This is a genomic window from Pseudomonas sp. Yb2C2 (assembly GCF_052112325.1).
GTDB lineage: Bacteria > Pseudomonadota > Gammaproteobacteria > Pseudomonadales > Pseudomonadaceae > Aquipseudomonas > Aquipseudomonas marginalis.
Genome location: NZ_JAVAJK010000019.1, coordinates 113892 through 131158, shown reverse-complemented (window position 1 = coordinate 131158; position 17267 = coordinate 113892). Strand labels below are relative to the sequence as shown.

Below are 17267 nucleotides of genomic sequence, written 5' to 3'. Positions count from 1 at the left end.
AAAAAAGCGCTCCTTGAACGAAGCTCCGAGGCAAAAAAAACGGCCTGAACAGGCCGTTTTTTTTACCGAAGCGATTTATTTAAGCAAGACTCTTGCTCACCACCTCGAACACGTCGCTGGACAACTCACCCGACCCACGAATGCGCTCCAGCTCCGCCTTCATCAACGCCTGGCGCGCGCTGTCGTATTTACGCCAGCGGGTCAGCGGCGCCAACTGGCGCGAAGCGATCTGCGGGTTGAACGCATTCAACTGGATCACCAGGTCCGCCAGGAAGCGGTAGCCCGAACCGTCGGCGGCGTGGAAGTTGATCAAGTTCTGCCCGGCAAACGCGCCGATCAGTGCACGCACCTTGTTCGGGTTCTTGAGCGTGAACGCCGGGTGCTCCATCAACGCCTTGACCCGCTCCAGCCCGCCCGGCAACGGGCTGCCGGCCTGCACGCTGAACCACTGGTCCATGACCAAAGGGTTGTCCTTGAAGTTCTCGGCAAATACCGCCAGCGCCTGGGCCTTCTCCGCTTCGAACGGCGAGTTCACCAGCACCGCCAGCGCGGTCAGGCGCTCGGTCATGTTGTCGCTGGTGTCGAACTGCTCAAGGGTCGCCGCCAGCACTTCGGGCTTGCCGCTGAGCATCAGGTACGACAGCGCGATGTTCTGCAAGGCACGCCGGGCGAAGTGCTCGGCCGCCGCCACATAAGGCGTCTGCTTGGACAGTTCGCGGTTGGCCTGGTAACGCAACCACAGCGGCTCATGCAGGTTGTCAGCCAGTTGCCTGCGCGCAAACTCACGCGCGGCGTGGATGGCATCCACGTCCGCGACGTCGCTGATTTCCGTCAGGTAGGCTTCGCCCGGCAACGACAGCATTTCCGCAACCATGGCCTGGTCCAGGCTTTCGTCGCTCAACACACTGCGCAAGGCCGTGATCAGGCGCTGGTCCATCTGCAACGCCTGGCCCTGCTGATGCTGGCCGATCAGTTCCTGCAACACCTGCACCGACAGCTGCTGGCCCGCATCCCAGCGGTTGAAGCCGTCGCTGTCATGCTGCATCAGGAACATCAGTTGGTCGCGGTTATACGGGAAGCTCAGTTTCACCGGTGCCGAGAAACCACGCAGCAGCGACGGCAACGGCTGTTCGGCGATGTCGACGAAGGTGAAGGTTTGCTCGGCTTCGGTCACCGAGATCACACGGGACGTGGCGCCGGCCGTGGCTTCACCGGCCAGGCGCAAGGCCATGCCCGCGCCCTGCCCGTCCAGCAGGCCCAGTTCGACCGGGATCACGAACGGCAGTTTCTCGACCTTGTCCGGGGTTTCCGGGCAGCTCTGGCGGAAGGTCAGGCTGTAGGTCTTGGCCGCAGCGTCGTAGGACTCGCTCACCGCCAGGCGTGGCGTACCGGCCTGGCTGTACCAGCGCTTGAACTGGCTGAGGTCGGCACCGTTGGCGTCTTCCATGGCCTTGATAAAGTCGTCGCAGGTCACGGCCTGGCCGTCATGGCGTTCGAAGTACAGGTCGCTGCCTTTACGGAAGCCTTCGGCGCCGAGCAAGGTATGGATCATGCCGACCACTTCCGAGCCTTTTTCGTACACGGTCAAGGTGTAGAAGTTGGAGATCTCGATAAAGCTGTCCGGGCGCACCGCATGGGCCATAGGGCCGGCATCTTCCGCGAACTGGTGGGTACGCAGGTAGGCCACGTCCTGGATGCGTTTGACCGTGGCGGAGTTCATGTCGGCGGAGAAGCCCGAATCACGGAACACGGTAAAGCCTTCCTTCAGCGACAGCTGGAACCAGTCGCGGCAGGTCACGCGGTTGCCCGACCAGTTGTGGAAGTATTCGTGGGCAACGATGGCCTCGACCCGCTGGTGCGCGGCGTCGGTGGCGGTTTCGGCGCGCGCCAGCACGGCGCTGGAGTTGAAGATATTGAGGCCCTTGTTCTCCATGGCGCCCATGTTGAAATCGTTGACCGCCACGATCATGAAGATGTCGAGGTCATACTCGCGACCGTAGGTTTCTTCGTCCCAGCGCATGGATTTTTTCAGGCTGGTCATGGCGTGCTGGCACTTGTCGATATTTTCCGGCTCGACGTAGATGCGCAGTGCCACTTCACGCTGGGTCATGGTGGTAAAGCTGTCTTCGACACACCACAGGTCACCGGCCACCAGCGCGAACAGGTAGGCGGGTTTCTTGAACGGGTCTTCCCAGGTCGCCCAGTGGCGGCCGTCTTCGCCGGGACCGCTGGCAATCGGGTTGCCGTTGGAGAGCAGCACCGGGTAGCGGTGTTGCTCGGCGATCACCGTGGTGGTGAAGGTGCTCATCACGTCGGGGCGGTCGAGGTAATAGGTTATCTTGCGGAAGCCCTCGGCCTCGCACTGGGTGCAGAACATGCTGCCGGATTTGTACAGGCCTTCCAGGGCGGTGTTGGTTTCCGGGTGGATGCGCACGCTGGTGTCGACCGTGAAGGTTTCGCGGGTCGGATGCAGGGTCAGGTGGCTGTCCGTCAGCTGGTAGTCAGCCTCGCTCAGTTCCTGGTCGCCGAGGTTGACGGTCAGCAACTCCAGCTGCTGGCCGTCGAGTACCAGCGGCGGCAGGCCGGCGCCACGCTCAGGGTTACGGCGCATCACCAGCTGCGCGTGGACCAGGCTGTGGTCCTCGAACAACTCGAAGGTCAGGTGCGTCTCTTCGATCAGGTAGTCCGGCGCCTGATAGTCCTTCAGGTAAATCATCTTCGGTTGTTCGGTGCGCATGGGTGGCATCCTTCTACTGATGCACGGCGAGCTGGTAGGCCGTGTACTTACGAATATTGATCACGCCGGTGTCGAAGATCAGGTATTGGCCCTTGATCCCCAGCAGCGTGCCTTCGGCAATCGGGTTCTTGTCCAGGTTGAAGCTGACGATCTTGGCTGGATACTGCTCCACCGGGTAGCGGATTTCCAACGGTTCGAGGTCGGTTACCGGTTGGATGGCCTGCAGGCCGAAGCGTTCCTGCAATTGCAGCAGGCCATCGGCGCAGGAGGCGAACAACTCGTCGCGCACCTGCTTGAGGTCCACCGCCACCGCGTCGCCCTTGAGCAACGCACGCCAGTTGGTCTTGTCCGCCACCTGGCTACGCAATACATCCTCGACAAACCCGGATTGCTGGCGCGTCGCCACGCGCATGATCGGCAGCGCCTGGCTGGCGCCCTGGTCCAGCCAACGCGTCGGCAATTGGGTGGCACGGGTGATGCCGACCTTGATGCCCGACGAATTGGCCAGGTACACCACGTGGTCGGTCATGCAGAAAGTCTCGCCCCAGCCTGGATCACGGCAGGTGCCGGCGTCGTAATGGCAACGCTCGGGGCTCATGATGCACAGGTCACACTGGGCCAGCTTGGTCATGCACGGGTAGCAATAGCCCTGGCTGAAGCTGGTCTTGGTCTTGCGACCGCAATGGCTGCAATGAATGGCGCCGAGGTATTCCAGGCGCACATGGGTGCCGATCAGGGGGTTGACCGGCACCTCGGTATCGCCCAGGCGAAACGCGTATTGAACGGTCGGCTCACCGAGTTGCGCCGACATTTTGCTGACTGCACCGCGACCAATTTCAATCAATGGATCGCATCCGACTTGAACAGGATGTTCGGCACGGTGGTCGACTTCGACTGGCATTCCTGCGGGCCCATGTAGCCGGTGCGCTGCTCTTCCGGCAGGTTCTGGATCTCCCAGGCGATCATGGCCTGCAGGGACAGTTCGCGCTGCTCGGCACTGAGCTTGCGGCCATCGGACCACTTGCCGATTTCCACGGCGAGCTTGAGGCTCGCGTAGATGTCCGGGGTGATGTTTTCGATCATTTCAGCAAAAGAGGACATAAGGCTCTTCCTTATCAAAGAGAGGATTTGCGACGGTTATACACACCGCCGAGCAAACCGGTAAGGCAACCGATAACCAGGCCGCCGACATGGGCAGCGTTGGCGATTTCGCCGAAGCCGATCATCGACACCAGCCCCGACAGGCACAACACCAGCCACACCAGCATCATCACCAGCACCCCACGGGGCAAGCGATAGGCCGGGTTGGGCGAGAGCAGTTGAAAGATCCAGCAATGCCCGAGCAGGCCATACAACACGCCGGACAAGCCACCGAACAGGCCGGGACCACCGTAGGCATATTGCGCGTAGTTGGAGACCAGGCTGAACAACAGGGTCAGGCCCAGCAGGTTGATGCTGCCCTGGCGCACTTCGATACGCCGGCCCAGCTCCCAGTACCACATGCCGTTCATGGCCAGGTGCAGGATGCCGAAGTGGATCAGCATCGGCGTAAACAGCCGCCACCATTGGCCGGAAGCCAACATGTCGGCGAACGGCGTGAACTGGATGTACTCGCCCATCACCCGGAACGGCAGGAAGGTCAGCCAGCTCATGGCTTGCAGGTTTTCACCGAGCAAGGTCACGGCGCCGACAATGATGCTTGCCAGCAGCACCAGCGCCGTTACCGGGCTATGGCGCACTTGCTGGACAAAGCCCGGACGTGTGACCGGCGCCTGTTCGGGAATATCCAGTTGCTGGTCCGGGTCACCGGCGGGAAAGCGCTGGTACAGCACGCGCACGTCATCGCTGATGGTCTCGGGCACCCACAGCACCTGCTCGCCGGCTTCTTCGCTGACGCGATGGGGCACTTGCATGCGTTGCAGCAGTTTCACGAAACCGCCCAGGTCGACGCTCAACGGCAAGCGCAATACGGGCACGGTACTCATACAGTCACCTCGGGTCGCTCAACGTCGACCCATACGAATTTACGCGGATCCAGGCGGGTTTCCTGGTCCAGGCGGTACGCCACCAGCTTGCCGTACAGCACTGCGCTGTAGTCCAGGCACGCCAGGTTCGGGCGGATCGGCGCCGGTTTGCCGCTGCGCCAGTAATGGCCGACGAACAGCAAGGGTTCGTCGGCGCCGTAGCGCAGCAGGGAATTCTTTTCATGGGGCGACAATGGCGTGCGCGCCACCGGCTCCGGCAGTGCGTCGGGCTGGAATACGATGTCGCCGTAGGTCTTAGGGTCGTCCTCCCAGAACTTGGTGCGGAAGAACGAGCGCGTCAGGCCATCGCCACCGGTCAGCGTCAGGCCGTCCGGCAAGCGCATATCGGTGCCGCGCAACAGGCGGTCGAAGGCGTTGCAGGCAAAACTGCCGGGCACGGCGGCGGCCTGCAGGAAGTGCCGGTCGATGCAGCCATCCGGGAACGTCGTGCGCAGCGGCTGGATAAAGCCGTCGTCCCAGCACGCATGCACCACGCGGAAGCGCCCGGCATCGACAAACAGCGGCATGTCGTAGAACCAGGCGAGGAAGTCGTGCCAGTCGGCCGGGTGCTGCTCGAACTGGGTCAGGGTCTCGTGGATCAGCCGCTCATGCCGTGGGGTGTGCTCGCGCACGAACTGCCTGCCACTGCCCGGCGGCGCCGGTGTGGCCCAACCCAGGGCATTGAACTCGTGGTTGCCCATGATGCACAGCGCCTGGCCGGCCTCGGCCATGTCGTGGACGATATGCAGCGCCTCGCGAATGCGTGGGCCACGGTCGATGATATCGCCGAGGAACACCGCCATGCGCGAAGGATGGCGCCAGGTGCCGCCCTGCTTGTGGTAACCCATCTGGTCGAGCAAGTGCTCAAGGGTATGAGCGCAACCGTGCACGTCACCAATCAGGTCGTAGCTACGCGCGGGATCGAGCATCAGTCGCCTCCACCCCCCAAGCGGCTGCCCCAGCCCAACTTGGTGCGGCACACTTCGTAGTAGTTGTGATCCAGCGGGTGGATCAAGCGCAACTTCTGTGCCTTCTTGCTCACGGTGATGGTGTCACCGGGGGCGCAGGTGAAATGGTTCTGCCCGTCGCAGGAGACTTGCGGGTAGATCTGCATGTCTTTGGACACCACGATTTTCAGCTCACTGTTGCCATCGACCACAATCGGCCGGCTGGACAACATATGGGGGTACATCGGCACGATCACAATGGCATCGAGCTTGGGATGCATGATCGGGCCACCGGCCGACAGCGCGTAGGCGGTGGAGCCGGTGGGGGTGGCGACGATCAGGCCGTCGGCCTTCTGGCTGCACACGAACTGGCCGTCGATATACAGCTCGAATTCGATCATCCGCGTGGATTTGCCCGGGTGCAGCACCACGTCATTGAGCGCATCGCCCTGGCCGATGGCTTCGCCGTGGCGGCGCACTTCGGCCTGCAGCAGGAAGCGGTTTTCCACCAGGTAATGGCCGTCGAGCACCTTGGCCACTTCGACTTCCAGCTCATCGGGGCGGATATCGGTGAGAAACCCCAGGCTGCCACGGTTGATCCCCAGCACCGGCACGTTATGCCGCGCCAGGGCCCGGGCCGCGCCGAGCAGGCTGCCGTCGCCGCCGACCACGATGACCATGTCGCAGACTTCGCCGAGCATCTTGCGCGAGGAGGTTTGCAGGCCGTGGCCGGGGAGGATTTCGGCGATGGTGTCTTCGAGGATCACATGCAGATGGCGTTCCAGCAGGAATTTTTTCAGCCGGCGGACGGTGTCCAACACCTGGGTACTGCCCAGGCGACCGATAATGCCGATATTGCGAAAGTGCTCCATGGGGCTCCTGCGGGATTGGGGGTGGGGCAAAAAAGAAACGATTATGGGCGAAAGGCCGGCTCAGGCAAAATCCTTTGTCGCCGTGAAGCCTTGATGACAACGGTTCTCAGCCCCCTGCGCAACGGTTAAAAGGCTATGCTCGGACCATGACTGTGTTCCCGGATTTGCACAACCTGCCCCGCCAGCTGCGCCACCCCGAGGTGCGCGACCTGGCGTGGGTGATGCTTGCCCCGCCGATGCTCGCGCAGACACCGTGGCCACAGCGCCACCCGCTGGCGGGCAGCGACTGGGTGCAGGCGCCCGACCGTCTTGAACACTGGCTACGCGCACTCGACCAGGACAGCCGCGCCTTGCAGCACTGGTTGAGCCTGTCACGCACCCGGCGCCTGGGCCTGTACTACGAACGCCTGTGGCAGTTCGCCGTGCAGCATGCGCCGGGGGTGGAGTTGCTTGCCGCCAACCTGCCGATCCGCCGCGCCGGGCACACACTGGGCGAACTGGACATGCTGCTGCGCGACCGCAATGGCGTGCATCACCTGGAACTGGCGATCAAACTCTACCTGGGCCCGCAGGACGGCAACGGCCAGGACACCGCGCAATGGCTGGGCCCAGGCTGCCACGATCGGCTGGACCGCAAGCTGGCGCACCTGGCCCAGCATCAACTGCCGATCTCGGCGCGCGCAGAAAGCCGCGAGGTGTTGGCAGCCCTGGATATTCAGCAGTTTGATGCGCACCTGTGGCTCGGCGGGTATTTGCTCTATCCCTGGCCTGGGCTGGCCGAACCGCCCCAAGGCGCACACCCGCAGCATCTGCGCGGGCGCTGGTTGCATCAGCGGGACTGGCGGGATTTTGTCAGCGCCAGTGCGCCAGGCCGCTGGCAACCATTACCCCGGCATGCGTGGCTGGCGCCGGCGCACTACCCGGCGGATGAAGTGTGGAGTGAAGAACAGATGCAGGCCTGGCTGGCAGACCTTGATCCGATGGCGCCTGCGCAGCTGCTGGTGCGCATGGTGCAGAACGGCGCGGATTGGGAGGAAGCCGAGCGCTTGTTCCTGGTGGCGGATCTTTGGCCGAATGTGCCGGGGGCTGGCTGATAGAGTGTGTGGTGTATGTGAGGGCCTCATCGGGGGCAAGCCCCCGATGGCTGTGGTACCGCCACTACAACTCATCGATATGCCGATAATCCAACTGCAACCCCACCGCCAGCTCCTGGGCCCGCCCCAACCTGATCGGCCCGCGCTCGATATCCACCAGCAACCCCGCACACGCCAGTAACGGCAACCCGGTAATGTCCTTCAGCCGCCCATCCGTAATCACCAGTACACGCTGCTGCTCGGCCGGATAACGCTTGCGCCGCGCCACCAGCCAATGCCCGGCCTCGGTCAGCGCCGCCAGCAACGGCGTACCACCGCCCGCGCCCAACTGATCCAGCCAGCCCGCCAGGCCTTTCGCAGCTTTCAACCCCTGTACCTGCCACTTCGGCGCCTGGCCGCTGGCGGTCAACAACGCTATGCGCGCCCGTTGCCGGTAAGCATTGTCAAACAGCTGGGCGAGCAAGCCCTTGGCGTCGGTTAATGCACGATGCCGCCGCGTGGACGCCGACGCATCCACGATCACCAGCCACAACTCATGGGCCGAGCGGCTGCGCAGGTGGTAGCGCAGGTCTCCACGGGAGTGCGGCCGGCCGCCGAGCAAGGTGCCCGGCCAGTTGATCGAACCCAGCTGTGCGCTGCGTGCCTTGCCCTGCCTGCCGTTGTCCAGTCGCCCCGCCTTGGGCCGGGCATCCGCCCCCGCGTCAGGTCGGGGGCGAATGCCTAGGGCTTTTTTGGCCAGGTGGGCACGTCTCGGCGCGTGCCAGTAGGCAGGGCCGGTGCGGGCATATCGCCCCATTGGCCTTGGCCGGGCGAGGTGTCCGAGGGTGTCGGCGCCTGCCCTGGCTTGGGTGGACTGGCCGGTGGGGATTGCGCCTGGCGACGGTGGCGCAAGGCGAATTCCGCCACCGCTTCGATGTCTTCTTCGGCAATGGTATCCGCGCCCCGCCACGCCGCATGGGCCCGGGCGCCGCGCAGCCAGACCAGGTCGGCGCGCAAGCCGTCGACACCGGCGGCAAAGCAACGCTCGGTGATCTGCGCCAGGGCCTGATCATCCAGCTCGATACTGTCCAGCCGCGCCCGCGCCTGGGTGCAGCGCTCGCGTAACGCCGCCTGCTGCCCGGCCCACTGGGTGCAGAACGCGGCGGGGTCACTGTCGAAATCCAGGCGCCGCCGGATGATCTGCCCGCGCTCGGCCGGCAGCGTCTGCCCGCTCAGCGCCACGTTAAAACCGAAGCGATCCAGCAACTGCGGGCGCAACTCGCCCTCCTCCGGGTTCATGGTGCCGATCAGCACAAAGCGCGCCGAATGGCGATGGGAAATGCCGTCGCGTTCGATCAGGTTGGTGCCGCTGGCGGCGACGTCGAGCAACAGGTCCACCAGGTGATCGGGCAGCAGGTTGACTTCATCCACATACAACACGCCGCCGTCGGCCTTGGCCAGCACCCCAGGGGAAAACTGCGCGCGGCCTTCGCTCAGCGCGGCATCCAGGTCCAGGGTCCCCACCAGGCGCTCTTCAGTGGCGCCCAACGGCAAGGTGACGAATTGGCCGCTGGCCAGCAGATCCGCCAGACCACGGGCCAGGGTGGATTTGGCCATGCCACGCGGGCCTTCGATCAGCACGCCGCCGATCTTCGGGTCGATGGCGGTCAGGCACAGCGCCAGTTTCAGGTCGTCGGCAGCGACCACGGCGGACAGCGGGAAATGGGGAATATCGGTCATCCGTTCTCTCTTTAAATTCTGCTGTACAAGTAATCACCCGGTCATGAGCAAGCTACTTGTGGTGAGCGGGCTTGCCCCGCTCACCACAACAAGCCCGCCAGCCACAACAAGCCGCATCTCGCGTTCTAGCTGTCTTCTTCTATATCCAGCAACAGGTTTTCCAACGCCTCGCGATACGCCCCCGGTTCCTGCCACAAACCGCGCTGCTGGGCTTCGAGCATGCGCTCGGTCATATCACGCAGCGCTGCGGGGTTGTGCTGCTGCACAAAGGCCCGGGTGTCAGGGTCCAGCAGGTAGGCGTCGGCGAGCAATGCATATTGATGATCGTCGATCAGCGCCGTGGTGGCGTCGAAGGCGAACAGATTGTCCACGGTCGCGGCCATTTCAAACGCACCTTTATAGCCATGGCGCTTCACGCCGTCGATCCACTTGGGGTTGGCGGCGCGGGAACGGATCACCCGGTTCAGCTCTTCCTTCAAGGTGCGAATCCTCGGCAGGTCCGGCTGGCTATGGTCGCCGTGATAGCTGGCGGCCTTGTCGCCGCTCAGGGTTTCCACGGCGGCGAGCATGCCGCCCTGGAATTGGTAGTAGTCGTTGGAGTCGAGCAGGTCGTGCTCGCGGTTATCCTGGTTCTGCAACACCGCCTGCACCTGGCTCAGGCGCTGGGCAAACTGTGCGCGAGCAGCGGTGCCTTCGTCGGAGCCGCCATAGGCGTAGCCGCCCCAATTCAGGTAGACCTCAGCCAGGTCCTCGCGGCTTTGCCACAGGCGCCCGTCAATGGCGCCCTGCACGCCCGCGCCGTAGGCACCGGGCTTAGCCCCGAAGATACGCCAGCCGGCCTGTTTCGCTGCGGCCTCTGCATCCAGGCCGGAGGCCAGCAACGCCGCGCGCTCACTGCGCACCTTGGCGGCCAGCGGGTTCATGTCGTGCGGCTCATCCAGGGCCGCCACCGCCTGTACCGCCGCGTCGAACAGGCGGATCAGGTTGGCGAAGGCATCGCGGAAAAACCCGGACACGCGCAAGGTGACGTCCACGCGCGGGCGGTCCAGCAGGCTGATCGGCAGGATTTCAAAGTCATCCACCCGTTGACTGCCGGTGGCCCACACCGGCCGCACGCCCATCAGCGCCATGGCCTGGGCAATGTCGTCGCCACCGGTGCGCATGGTGGCCGTGCCCCACACCGACAGGCCGAGCTGGCGCAGGTGATCGCCGTGGTCCTGCAGGTGCCGCTCAAGTATCAGGTTGGCGGACTGGAAGCCGATGCGCCACGCGGTGGTCGTCGGCAGGTTACGCACATCGACGGTGAAGAAATTGCGCCCGGTCGGCAGCACATCCAGGCGCCCCCGGCTCGGCGCACCGCTTGGGCCGGCCGGAACAAAGCGCCCGCCGAGGGCCTCCAGCAAGCCGTGCATTTCCGCCGGGCCGCAGGCATCCAGGCGTGGCGCCACGACGATGCGCAGGCTTTCGATCACCGCCTTCACCTCTTCCCAGCCGGGCTCTTCCAGCTGTTCCAGCGGCCCTTCCAACGCCTGCTCGATCATTCGCGCCGCATACAACTCCAAGCGCTCGCGGGTATCCCCGGCGGTGCGCCACTGCTGCCCATCGATCTTCTGCAACACTGCCGGGCGTCGCCCGGTCCAGGGCTCGGCCAGGGCACAGTCCAGCGGGTCAAAACCCAGCGCGAACGCCTTGGCCAACACGCGCAGCAGGCTCGATTGCGGGCCACGGCCGTCTCCACGCGGGATGCGCAGCAAGGCCAGCAAGGTGTCGATGCGCAAGCGGCCCACGGGGGATTCGCCAAAGATGTGCAGGCCGTCGCGGATCTGCGACTCCTTCAAGTCGCACAGGTAGGTGTCGAGGCGCGGCAGCCAGATAGCGGCATCGGCGTCGCCATCCAGCTCAAGCTCCTGGTCGATGCGGGTTTCGCGCACCAGCTTGAGGATGTCTTTTTGCAGCTCGCGGGCCCGGCGTGGGTCGAGCAGTTGGGCTTCGTAGTATTCGTCCGCCAACAGCTCAAGGTCCCGCAGCGGCCCGTAGGTTTCGGCGCGGGTCAGCGGCGGCATCAGGTGGTCGATGATCACCGCCTGGGTGCGCCGCTTGGCCTGGGCGCCCTCGCCCGGGTCGTTGACGATAAACGGGTAGATGTTCGGCAGCGGTCCCAGCAGCGCATCCGGCCAGCAGTTTTCCGAGAGCCCCACGCCCTTGCCCGGCAGCCATTCGAGGTTGCCGTGCTTGCCCACATGGATCACGCCATGGGCGCCGTAGGTGTGGCGCAACCAGAAGTAGAACGCCAGGTAGCCATGGGGCGGCACCAGGTCCGGGTCGTGGTACACCGCGCTGGCATCCACCTGGTAACCCCGGGCCGGCTGGATACCGACGAAGGTCTGGCCCAGGCGCAGGCCGGCGATCATCAGGCGGCCGTCACGGAACATTGGATCGTTGTGCGGCGCGCCCCATCGCTCCAGCACCGCCTGGCGGTTGGATTCAGGCAAACGCTTGAACATCGCCTCGTAGTCGTCCAGGCCGAGGCTTTGATGACAGGGGCGCAGGTCGAGGCTGTCGAGGTCGTTGGTGACGCCGCCGAGCAGGTCATGGATCAGTGCAGTGCCGCTCTCAGGCAGTTGATCCGGCACCGGATAGCCTTCGGCCTGCAGGGCACGCAGGATATTCAGCGCGGCGGCCGGGGTGTCCAGGCCCACACCATTGCCGATACGGCCGTCGCGGGTCGGGTAGTTGGCAAGGATCAGGGCGATGCGTTTATCCTCATTCGGTACCCGTGCCAGCTCGACCCAACGGCGCGCCAGCTCGGCGACGAAATCCATGCGTTCGGGCGCTGCGCGGTAGCACACCACGTCCGACTGGCTGCGCTCGCTGCGCCAGGCCAGATCCTTGAAGCTGATCGGACGGCTGATAATGCGCCCGTCCAGCTCCGGCAAGGCAATGTGCATCGCCAAGTCGCGCGGGCCAAGACCTTGCTCGCTGGCCTGCCAGCCCGGCTGGTTATCCTGGGCGCAGATCGCCTGGATCACCGGGATATTGCGACGAAACGGACGCAGATGCGGGGCTTCGGGGCTGGATTGGGCAAAACCGGTGGTGTTCAGGATCACCGCCGCGCCGACCTCATCCAGCAGGTCCTCGACCACCGCCAGGCAGCCGGGTTCTTTCAAACTGGCCACCGCCATCGGCAACGGGTTAAGGCCCGCCGCCTGCAAGCGCTGGCAGAACACATCGATAAAACCGGTATTGGCCGCCTGCAGGTGCGAGCGGTAGAACAGCACCGCCGCCACGGGCCAATCCGCGTGCCAATCGGTCTGCCAGTCATTGAGGCGAGGGTTGGCTTTGTGCGGGTGATAGATCGCGGTGCGCGGCAAGGTCTGCGGCTCGGCCCACGGGTAATCGCGGTCCAAGTAGCCGCTGGCCAGGCAGCGGAAAAAATCCAGCGCGTTAGCGAGCCCGCCCTGGCGCAGGAAGTGCCACAGGCGGTCGCGCTGTTCGGCACTCACCGTGCTCAGGCCGCTGAGTTCCGGGTCCGGGCGGTCATCCCCCGGCACCAGGATCAGCGTAACGCCGCGCTCGGCCAGCTCAACCAGGCGCTCGATGCCGTAGCGCCAATAACCGATGCCGCCGTGCAGGGAAATCAGGATGACCTTGGCGTGGCGCAGCACCTCGTCGACATACAAATCGACCGAAGCGTGGTTCTGCACCTGCATCGGGTTGGCCAGGCGCAGGCTGGGGTAATCCTCGGGCAACTGCTGGGCCGCTTCGGCCAGCAGCGCCAGGCTGGAATCGCCGCTGCACAGGATCACCAGTTCGGCGGGGGTTTGGCCAAGGTCGGCAATATTGTCGTCCGCGACGAAACCACCGGGCTGAGTCCTGAGCAGGTGCATGGGTTAAACGCTGAGGGCAGCGCGCAGTTGCACTTCGAGGCCCGCCGCGTCCAGCGCCTGGCCGATCAGCACCAGCCGTGTGATGCGCGCTTCGTCGGCGCCCCAGGCACGGTCGAAGTGCTTGTCGAAACGCGTACCCACACCCTGGATCAGCAGGCGCATCGGCTTGTTCGGGATGGCGGCGAAGCCTTTGACCCGCAGGATACCGTGCTGAACCACCAACTGGTTCAGGGCGTCGAGCAGCAGCGCTTCGTCGGCTTGGGGCAGGTCGATGGAGATGGAATCGAAGGCGTCGTGATCATGCTCGTCTTCACCTTCGTGGTGATGATCGTGGTGGCTATGGCGAGCGTCGATATGTTCTTCGGAACCCGCGCCCAGGCCGATCAATACGTCCAACGGCAGGCGACCGCTGCTGGCTTCGATGATCTTCACCGCCGGCGGCAGCTCTTCGGCGACTTCCAGGCGCACACGGGCCAGGTCTTCGGCGCTGATCAGGTCGGATTTGTTGAGGATCACCAGGTCGGCGCTGGCCAGTTGGTCGGCAAACAGCTCGTGCAGCGGCGATTCGTGGTCCAGGTTCGGGTCGAGTTTGCGCTGGGCATCGACCTGATCCGGGAACGCGGCGAACGTGCCGGCGGCCACGGCCGGGCTGTCGACCACGGTGATGACCGCATCAACCGTGCAGGCGCTGCGGATTTCCGGCCACTGGAAGGCCTGCACCAAGGGTTTTGGCAGGGCCAGGCCCGAGGTTTCGATAAGGATATGGTCGAGGTCGCCACGACGGGCGACCAGTTCGCGCATCACCGGGAAGAACTCCTCCTGCACGGTGCAGCACAGGCAGCCGTTGGCCAGCTCGTACACACGGCCGTTGGCCTCTTCTTCGGTGCAGCCGATGGAGCACTGCTTGAGGATCTCACCGTCGATGCCCAACTCGCCGAACTCGTTGACGATTACCGCAATGCGACGGCCCTGGGCGTTGTCGAGCATATGGCGCAGCAAGGTGGTCTTGCCCGAGCCAAGGAAGCCGGTAACGATGGTGACGGGGAGTTTGGCCAGTGTTTTCATCGGATGCCCTTTGGGGCGGGCATACGGGACGATAGGCACTGCGGCGGCGCGCAGAAGCGGATTTCGTCACCGGATCACCCCGCCCGGTTGAATTGGAAAATCGGTGGCGAGGCAGGTCTCCTGGCTTGGGGCTTGCGGGTCTTGCGACCGGCGCCGACTGCGCCTTCCCGCCGCAGTGGCAGTGGCGTGGCAGTCAGATAAACCCTTCACAGTTGCGGGGGCAGCCGCGGCTTGGACCGCGTTCCCTTCTTAGCTTCGGCCTGGGCCGAAGAACCTCGAGGGTGCAAGGCTACAGGGGCTCGACGCATTTGACTACCGTCCCCGGCCCATGCTCTCCTACACATCTTGTTTCGGGTGCCCTTCACAGGGTGAAACGGGAAACCGGTGAGTCATGGCGTCATGACGAGTCCGGTGCTGCCCCCGCAACGGTAAGCGAGTGAAGCGTCAGATCCACTGTGCCTGTACGGCATGGGAAGGCGACGCTTTATAGACCCAGTGTCCCTCGCAAGCCCGGAGACCGGCCCGAATAACATCGAATAACAAACCCGCGGTGGGCGGGCGCTGTTAAAACCCTGCGTGCCTGGCTCGCGGAGTTTGCATGCGTTCGTGTCACCTTGACACCTGAAAGGGACGCGCCATGTCGATCATCAGCAGCACCTCGCACACCGCCAGCAGCTCCGCCACCCTCAGCCAACGCCTGACCGCCGCCATCGGTGCGTCGATCCTCGGCGCGTGCCTGGTGTACTTCGCCGGTTTCTCGCACATCGAGGCGGTGCACAACGCTGCCCACGATACCCGCCACAGCGCCGCGTTCCCGTGCCACTGAGGCCTGCCGACATGATCAAGCGTATTGCGCAAACCGCAGGGTTCACCGGCCTGCTGGCCGCCCTGCTGCTGACCCTGCTGCAAAGCTTCTGGGTCGCTCCGCTGATTCTGCAGGCGGAAACCTTTGAAAAGGCCCCGGCCGCGACTGAAGTGGCCCATGAGCACGCCGCTGGCGCCGCCGCACACACCCACGACGCCGAAGCCTGGGAGCCGGAAGACGGCTGGCAGCGCGTGCTGTCGACCACCGGCGGCAACCTGGTGGTGGCCGTCGGCTTCGCCCTGATGCTGGCCGGCCTCTACACCCTGCGCGCACCGACCCGCACGACCCAAGGCTTGCTGTGGGGCCTGGCCGGTTACGCGACCTTTGTGCTGGCGCCCACCCTGGGCCTGCCACCGGAGCTGCCGGGCACTGCCGCCGCTGACCTGGCGCAACGGCAGATCTGGTGGATCGGCACCGCTGCCTCCACGGCGGCCGGGATTGCGCTGATCGTGTTTGGTCGCAACTGGCTGCTGAAAGTCCTGGGCGTGGCGATCCTGGTGGTGCCGCATGTGATCGGTGCACCGCAGCCGGAAACCCATTCGATGCTGGCGCCGGAAGCCCTCGAAGCGCAGTTCAAGATCGCTTCGCAGTTGACCAACGTGGCGTTCTGGCTGGCCCTTGGCCTGATCAGTGCCTGGTTGTTCCGCCGCAACCGCGACGATCAATACTCGGCATGACCCTGGTGGTCGGCCTGGGTTGCCAGCGGGGTTGTGATGTCGACACCCTGCTGGCGCTGTTCGACAGCGCCCTCGCCGCAGGCGGGATCGAGCGTCAGCGTGTCAGCGCGCTGGCCAGTATTGACCGCAGGCAGGATGAGCCCGGATTACTCGCCCTGGCCCGGTTGCTCAACCTGCCGTTGCAGTGTTTCAGCGCCGGGCAACTGGCGGCTTATGAAGCCAGGCTGAGTCACAGGTCCACGGTCGCCTTCGCCCATACCGGCTGTTACGGCATCGCCGAAAGTGCCGCCCTGGCCCTGGCCGAACAGCTCTGCGGCGGCCCTGCCCGTTTGCTGATCACCCGCCAGAAAAACGCCCAGGCCACCTTTGCATTGGCCGGCGCCGGCTAAAATCCCGATAATCGCCCATCCCGATCATGAGCAATCTTCATGCTCGCCCGTTTTTCCACAGGAATCCTCCATGACCGTCTACTTCATCGGCGCCGGCCCCGGCGATCCGGAATTGATCACCGTCAAAGGCCAACGCTTGATCCGCAGTTGCCCGGTGATCATCTATGCCGGCTCGCTGGTGCCGGCGGCGGTGCTGGAGGGTCATCAGGCGCAACAGGTGGTCAACAGCGCCGAACTGCACCTGGAACAGATCATCGAACTGATCAAGACCGCCCACGCCAACGACCAGGATGTGGCCCGCGTGCACTCCGGCGACCCGAGCCTGTATGGCGCGATTGGCGAGCAGATCCGTTACCTGCGCGAGTTGGGCATCCCCTTCCAGATCATTCCCGGCGTCACCGCAGTGGCCGCCTGCGCAGCGTTGCTGGAGACCGAACTGACCTTGCCGGACATCGCCCAAAGCGTGATCCTGACCCGCTACGCCGATAAAACCCGCATGCCGGCCGGAGAGGACTTCGACAGCCTGGCCCGGCATGGCACCACCATGGCGATTCATCTGGGGGTCAACCATTTGGAGAAGATCGTCGCCGAACTGCTGCCGCACTACGGAGCAGACTGCCCGATTGCCGTGGTACACCGGGCGACATGGCCGGATCAGGATTGGGCCGTCGGCACGCTCAGCGATATTGCCGACAAAGTCGCCGCCAAGGGCTTTCGGCGTACGGCGTTGATTGTGGTAGGTCGGGTACTGGCGAGTGATAGTTTCAGTGAATCGTCGTTGTATCGGGCAGGGCATGCGCACCTTTATCGACCTTGATGATTTACTTCAAAAAATCAAAGCAATCCATTGATTTAAATGGCTAAATACAAAAAATTTTGGAGGGGGCTTGCCCCCTCCCACACTTAATCCTACTTGTTAGATAGATGGCATAACTGTTTGAATTTTAATAATAAAAAACGACGCTCACGGGCGCCGTTTTTTGTTCGCAGT

General features: G+C 64.0%; 15 protein-coding genes and 2 riboswitches. Of the genes, 5 read left to right on the top strand and 10 right to left on the bottom strand.

All coding sequences use genetic code 11. From position 1 onward, the window contains the following. Positions 1 to 79 precede the first annotated feature (79 nt). From pepN to Q8X51_RS24015, 6 genes are read right to left on the bottom strand one after another with little or no spacing between them, the layout of a single operon-like run. Entirely contained in the window at positions 80 to 2737 is a 2658-nt protein-coding gene (pepN, locus tag Q8X51_RS24040) for an aminopeptidase N (protein WP_137212422.1), read from the bottom strand. Between the two features lie 13 nt (positions 2738 to 2750). Further along, positions 2751 to 3581: a DUF2797 domain-containing protein gene (locus tag Q8X51_RS24035; RefSeq protein WP_027606464.1), complete on the bottom strand. Its 831-nt coding sequence runs from the start codon at positions 3579 to 3581 to the stop codon at positions 2751 to 2753. After that, a complete protein-coding gene (locus Q8X51_RS24030; RefSeq protein WP_065927897.1) occupies positions 3578 to 3838 on the bottom strand; it encodes a YeaC family protein in 261 nt (86 codons plus the stop codon). The genes Q8X51_RS24035 and Q8X51_RS24030 overlap by 4 nt, the downstream gene beginning before the upstream one ends. Positions 3839 to 3852: 14 nt before the next feature. Continuing rightward, complete coding sequence (locus Q8X51_RS24025; protein ID WP_065948665.1) at positions 3853 to 4722, bottom strand: rhomboid family intramembrane serine protease; 870 nt, start codon at positions 4720 to 4722, stop codon at positions 3853 to 3855. After that, positions 4719 to 5693, bottom strand: a complete 975-nt coding sequence (locus Q8X51_RS24020; protein WP_407694596.1) for a metallophosphoesterase — start codon at positions 5691 to 5693, stop codon at positions 4719 to 4721. Before Q8X51_RS24020 ends, Q8X51_RS24025 begins: the two co-directional genes overlap by 4 nt. Next, complete coding sequence (locus Q8X51_RS24015) at positions 5690 to 6580, bottom strand: NAD(+) kinase (protein WP_003190745.1); 891 nt, start codon at positions 6578 to 6580, stop codon at positions 5690 to 5692. The genes Q8X51_RS24020 and Q8X51_RS24015 overlap by 4 nt, the downstream gene beginning before the upstream one ends. A gap of 146 nt (positions 6581 to 6726) precedes the next feature. Between Q8X51_RS24015 and Q8X51_RS24010 the strand changes: the two genes are divergently transcribed. Beyond that, the gene (locus Q8X51_RS24010; protein WP_137212420.1) at positions 6727 to 7674 is read left to right on the top strand and encodes a DUF1853 family protein; all 948 of its coding nucleotides are present in this window, start codon (positions 6727 to 6729) and stop codon (positions 7672 to 7674) included. A gap of 64 nt (positions 7675 to 7738) precedes the next feature. On the opposite strand, the gene Q8X51_RS24005 is transcribed toward Q8X51_RS24010, so the two are convergent. The 4 genes from Q8X51_RS24005 to cobW all read right to left on the bottom strand — a co-directional run bounded on the left by Q8X51_RS24005 (position 7739) and on the right by cobW (position 14345). After that, entirely contained in the window at positions 7739 to 8341 is a 603-nt protein-coding gene (locus Q8X51_RS24005) for a vWA domain-containing protein (protein WP_137212488.1), read from the bottom strand. Positions 8342 to 8394: 53 nt separating this feature from the next. Next, entirely contained in the window at positions 8395 to 9393 is a 999-nt protein-coding gene (locus tag Q8X51_RS24000; protein WP_065947748.1) for an ATP-binding protein, read from the bottom strand. A 125-nt stretch (positions 9394 to 9518) separates the two neighbouring features. Next, the gene (cobN, locus tag Q8X51_RS23995; protein WP_407694582.1) at positions 9519 to 13280 is read right to left on the bottom strand and encodes a cobaltochelatase subunit CobN; all 3762 of its coding nucleotides are present in this window, start codon (positions 13278 to 13280) and stop codon (positions 9519 to 9521) included. Between the two features lie 3 nt (positions 13281 to 13283). After that, on the bottom strand, positions 13284 to 14345 hold the full coding sequence (gene cobW / locus Q8X51_RS23990) for a cobalamin biosynthesis protein CobW (protein WP_065927903.1): 1062 nt from the start codon (positions 14343 to 14345) through the stop codon (positions 13284 to 13286). Between the two features lie 93 nt (positions 14346 to 14438). Beyond that, positions 14439 to 14638, bottom strand: a riboswitch (cobalamin riboswitch). Positions 14639 to 14680: 42 nt separating this feature from the next. Then, a riboswitch (cobalamin riboswitch) is annotated at positions 14681 to 14885 on the top strand. Between the two features lie 97 nt (positions 14886 to 14982). Here cobW and Q8X51_RS23985 point away from each other — a divergent pair. The 4 genes from Q8X51_RS23985 to cobM all read left to right on the top strand — a co-directional run bounded on the left by Q8X51_RS23985 (position 14983) and on the right by cobM (position 17093). Then, positions 14983 to 15171, top strand: a complete 189-nt coding sequence (locus tag Q8X51_RS23985) for a CbtB domain-containing protein (protein WP_027606475.1) — start codon at positions 14983 to 14985, stop codon at positions 15169 to 15171. An 11-nt stretch (positions 15172 to 15182) separates the two neighbouring features. Then, positions 15183 to 15887 carry a CbtA family protein gene (locus Q8X51_RS23980; RefSeq protein ID WP_065927904.1) on the top strand — a complete coding sequence of 235 codons (705 nt, stop codon included), beginning with the start codon at positions 15183 to 15185 and terminating at the stop codon, positions 15885 to 15887. Continuing rightward, positions 15884 to 16276: a cobalamin biosynthesis protein gene (locus Q8X51_RS23975; protein ID WP_323146798.1), complete on the top strand. Its 393-nt coding sequence runs from the start codon at positions 15884 to 15886 to the stop codon at positions 16274 to 16276. The genes Q8X51_RS23980 and Q8X51_RS23975 overlap by 4 nt, the downstream gene beginning before the upstream one ends. A gap of 70 nt (positions 16277 to 16346) precedes the next feature. Continuing rightward, entirely contained in the window at positions 16347 to 17093 is a 747-nt protein-coding gene (gene cobM / locus Q8X51_RS23970) for a precorrin-4 C(11)-methyltransferase (RefSeq protein ID WP_065927906.1), read from the top strand. Positions 17094 to 17267: the final 174 nt, after the last annotated feature.

Bases quoted from the DNA above. Each gene is read 5' to 3' on its own strand.
- cobN (WP_407694582.1), bottom strand. From the start codon at position 13,280: ATGCACCTGCTCAGGACTCAGCCCGGTGGTTTCGTCGCGGACGACAAT.
- cobW (WP_065927903.1), bottom strand. From the start codon at position 14,345: ATGAAAACACTGGCCAAACTCCCCGTCACCATCGTTACCGGCTTCCTT.
- Q8X51_RS24025 (WP_065948665.1), bottom strand. From the start codon at position 4,722: ATGAGTACCGTGCCCGTATTGCGCTTGCCGTTGAGCGTCGACCTGGGC.
- Q8X51_RS23980 (WP_065927904.1), top strand. From the start codon at position 15,183: ATGATCAAGCGTATTGCGCAAACCGCAGGGTTCACCGGCCTGCTGGCC.
- cobM (WP_065927906.1), top strand. From the start codon at position 16,347: ATGACCGTCTACTTCATCGGCGCCGGCCCCGGCGATCCGGAATTGATC.
- Q8X51_RS24015 (WP_003190745.1), bottom strand. From the start codon at position 6,580: ATGGAGCACTTTCGCAATATCGGCATTATCGGTCGCCTGGGCAGTACC.
- pepN (WP_137212422.1), bottom strand. From the start codon at position 2,737: ATGCGCACCGAACAACCGAAGATGATTTACCTGAAGGACTATCAGGCG.
- Q8X51_RS23985 (WP_027606475.1), top strand. From the start codon at position 14,983: ATGTCGATCATCAGCAGCACCTCGCACACCGCCAGCAGCTCCGCCACC.
- Q8X51_RS24030 (WP_065927897.1), bottom strand. From the start codon at position 3,838: ATGTCCTCTTTTGCTGAAATGATCGAAAACATCACCCCGGACATCTAC.
- Q8X51_RS23975 (WP_323146798.1), top strand. From the start codon at position 15,884: ATGACCCTGGTGGTCGGCCTGGGTTGCCAGCGGGGTTGTGATGTCGAC.
- Q8X51_RS24000 (WP_065947748.1), bottom strand. From the start codon at position 9,393: ATGACCGATATTCCCCATTTCCCGCTGTCCGCCGTGGTCGCTGCCGAC.
- Q8X51_RS24010 (WP_137212420.1), top strand. From the start codon at position 6,727: ATGACTGTGTTCCCGGATTTGCACAACCTGCCCCGCCAGCTGCGCCAC.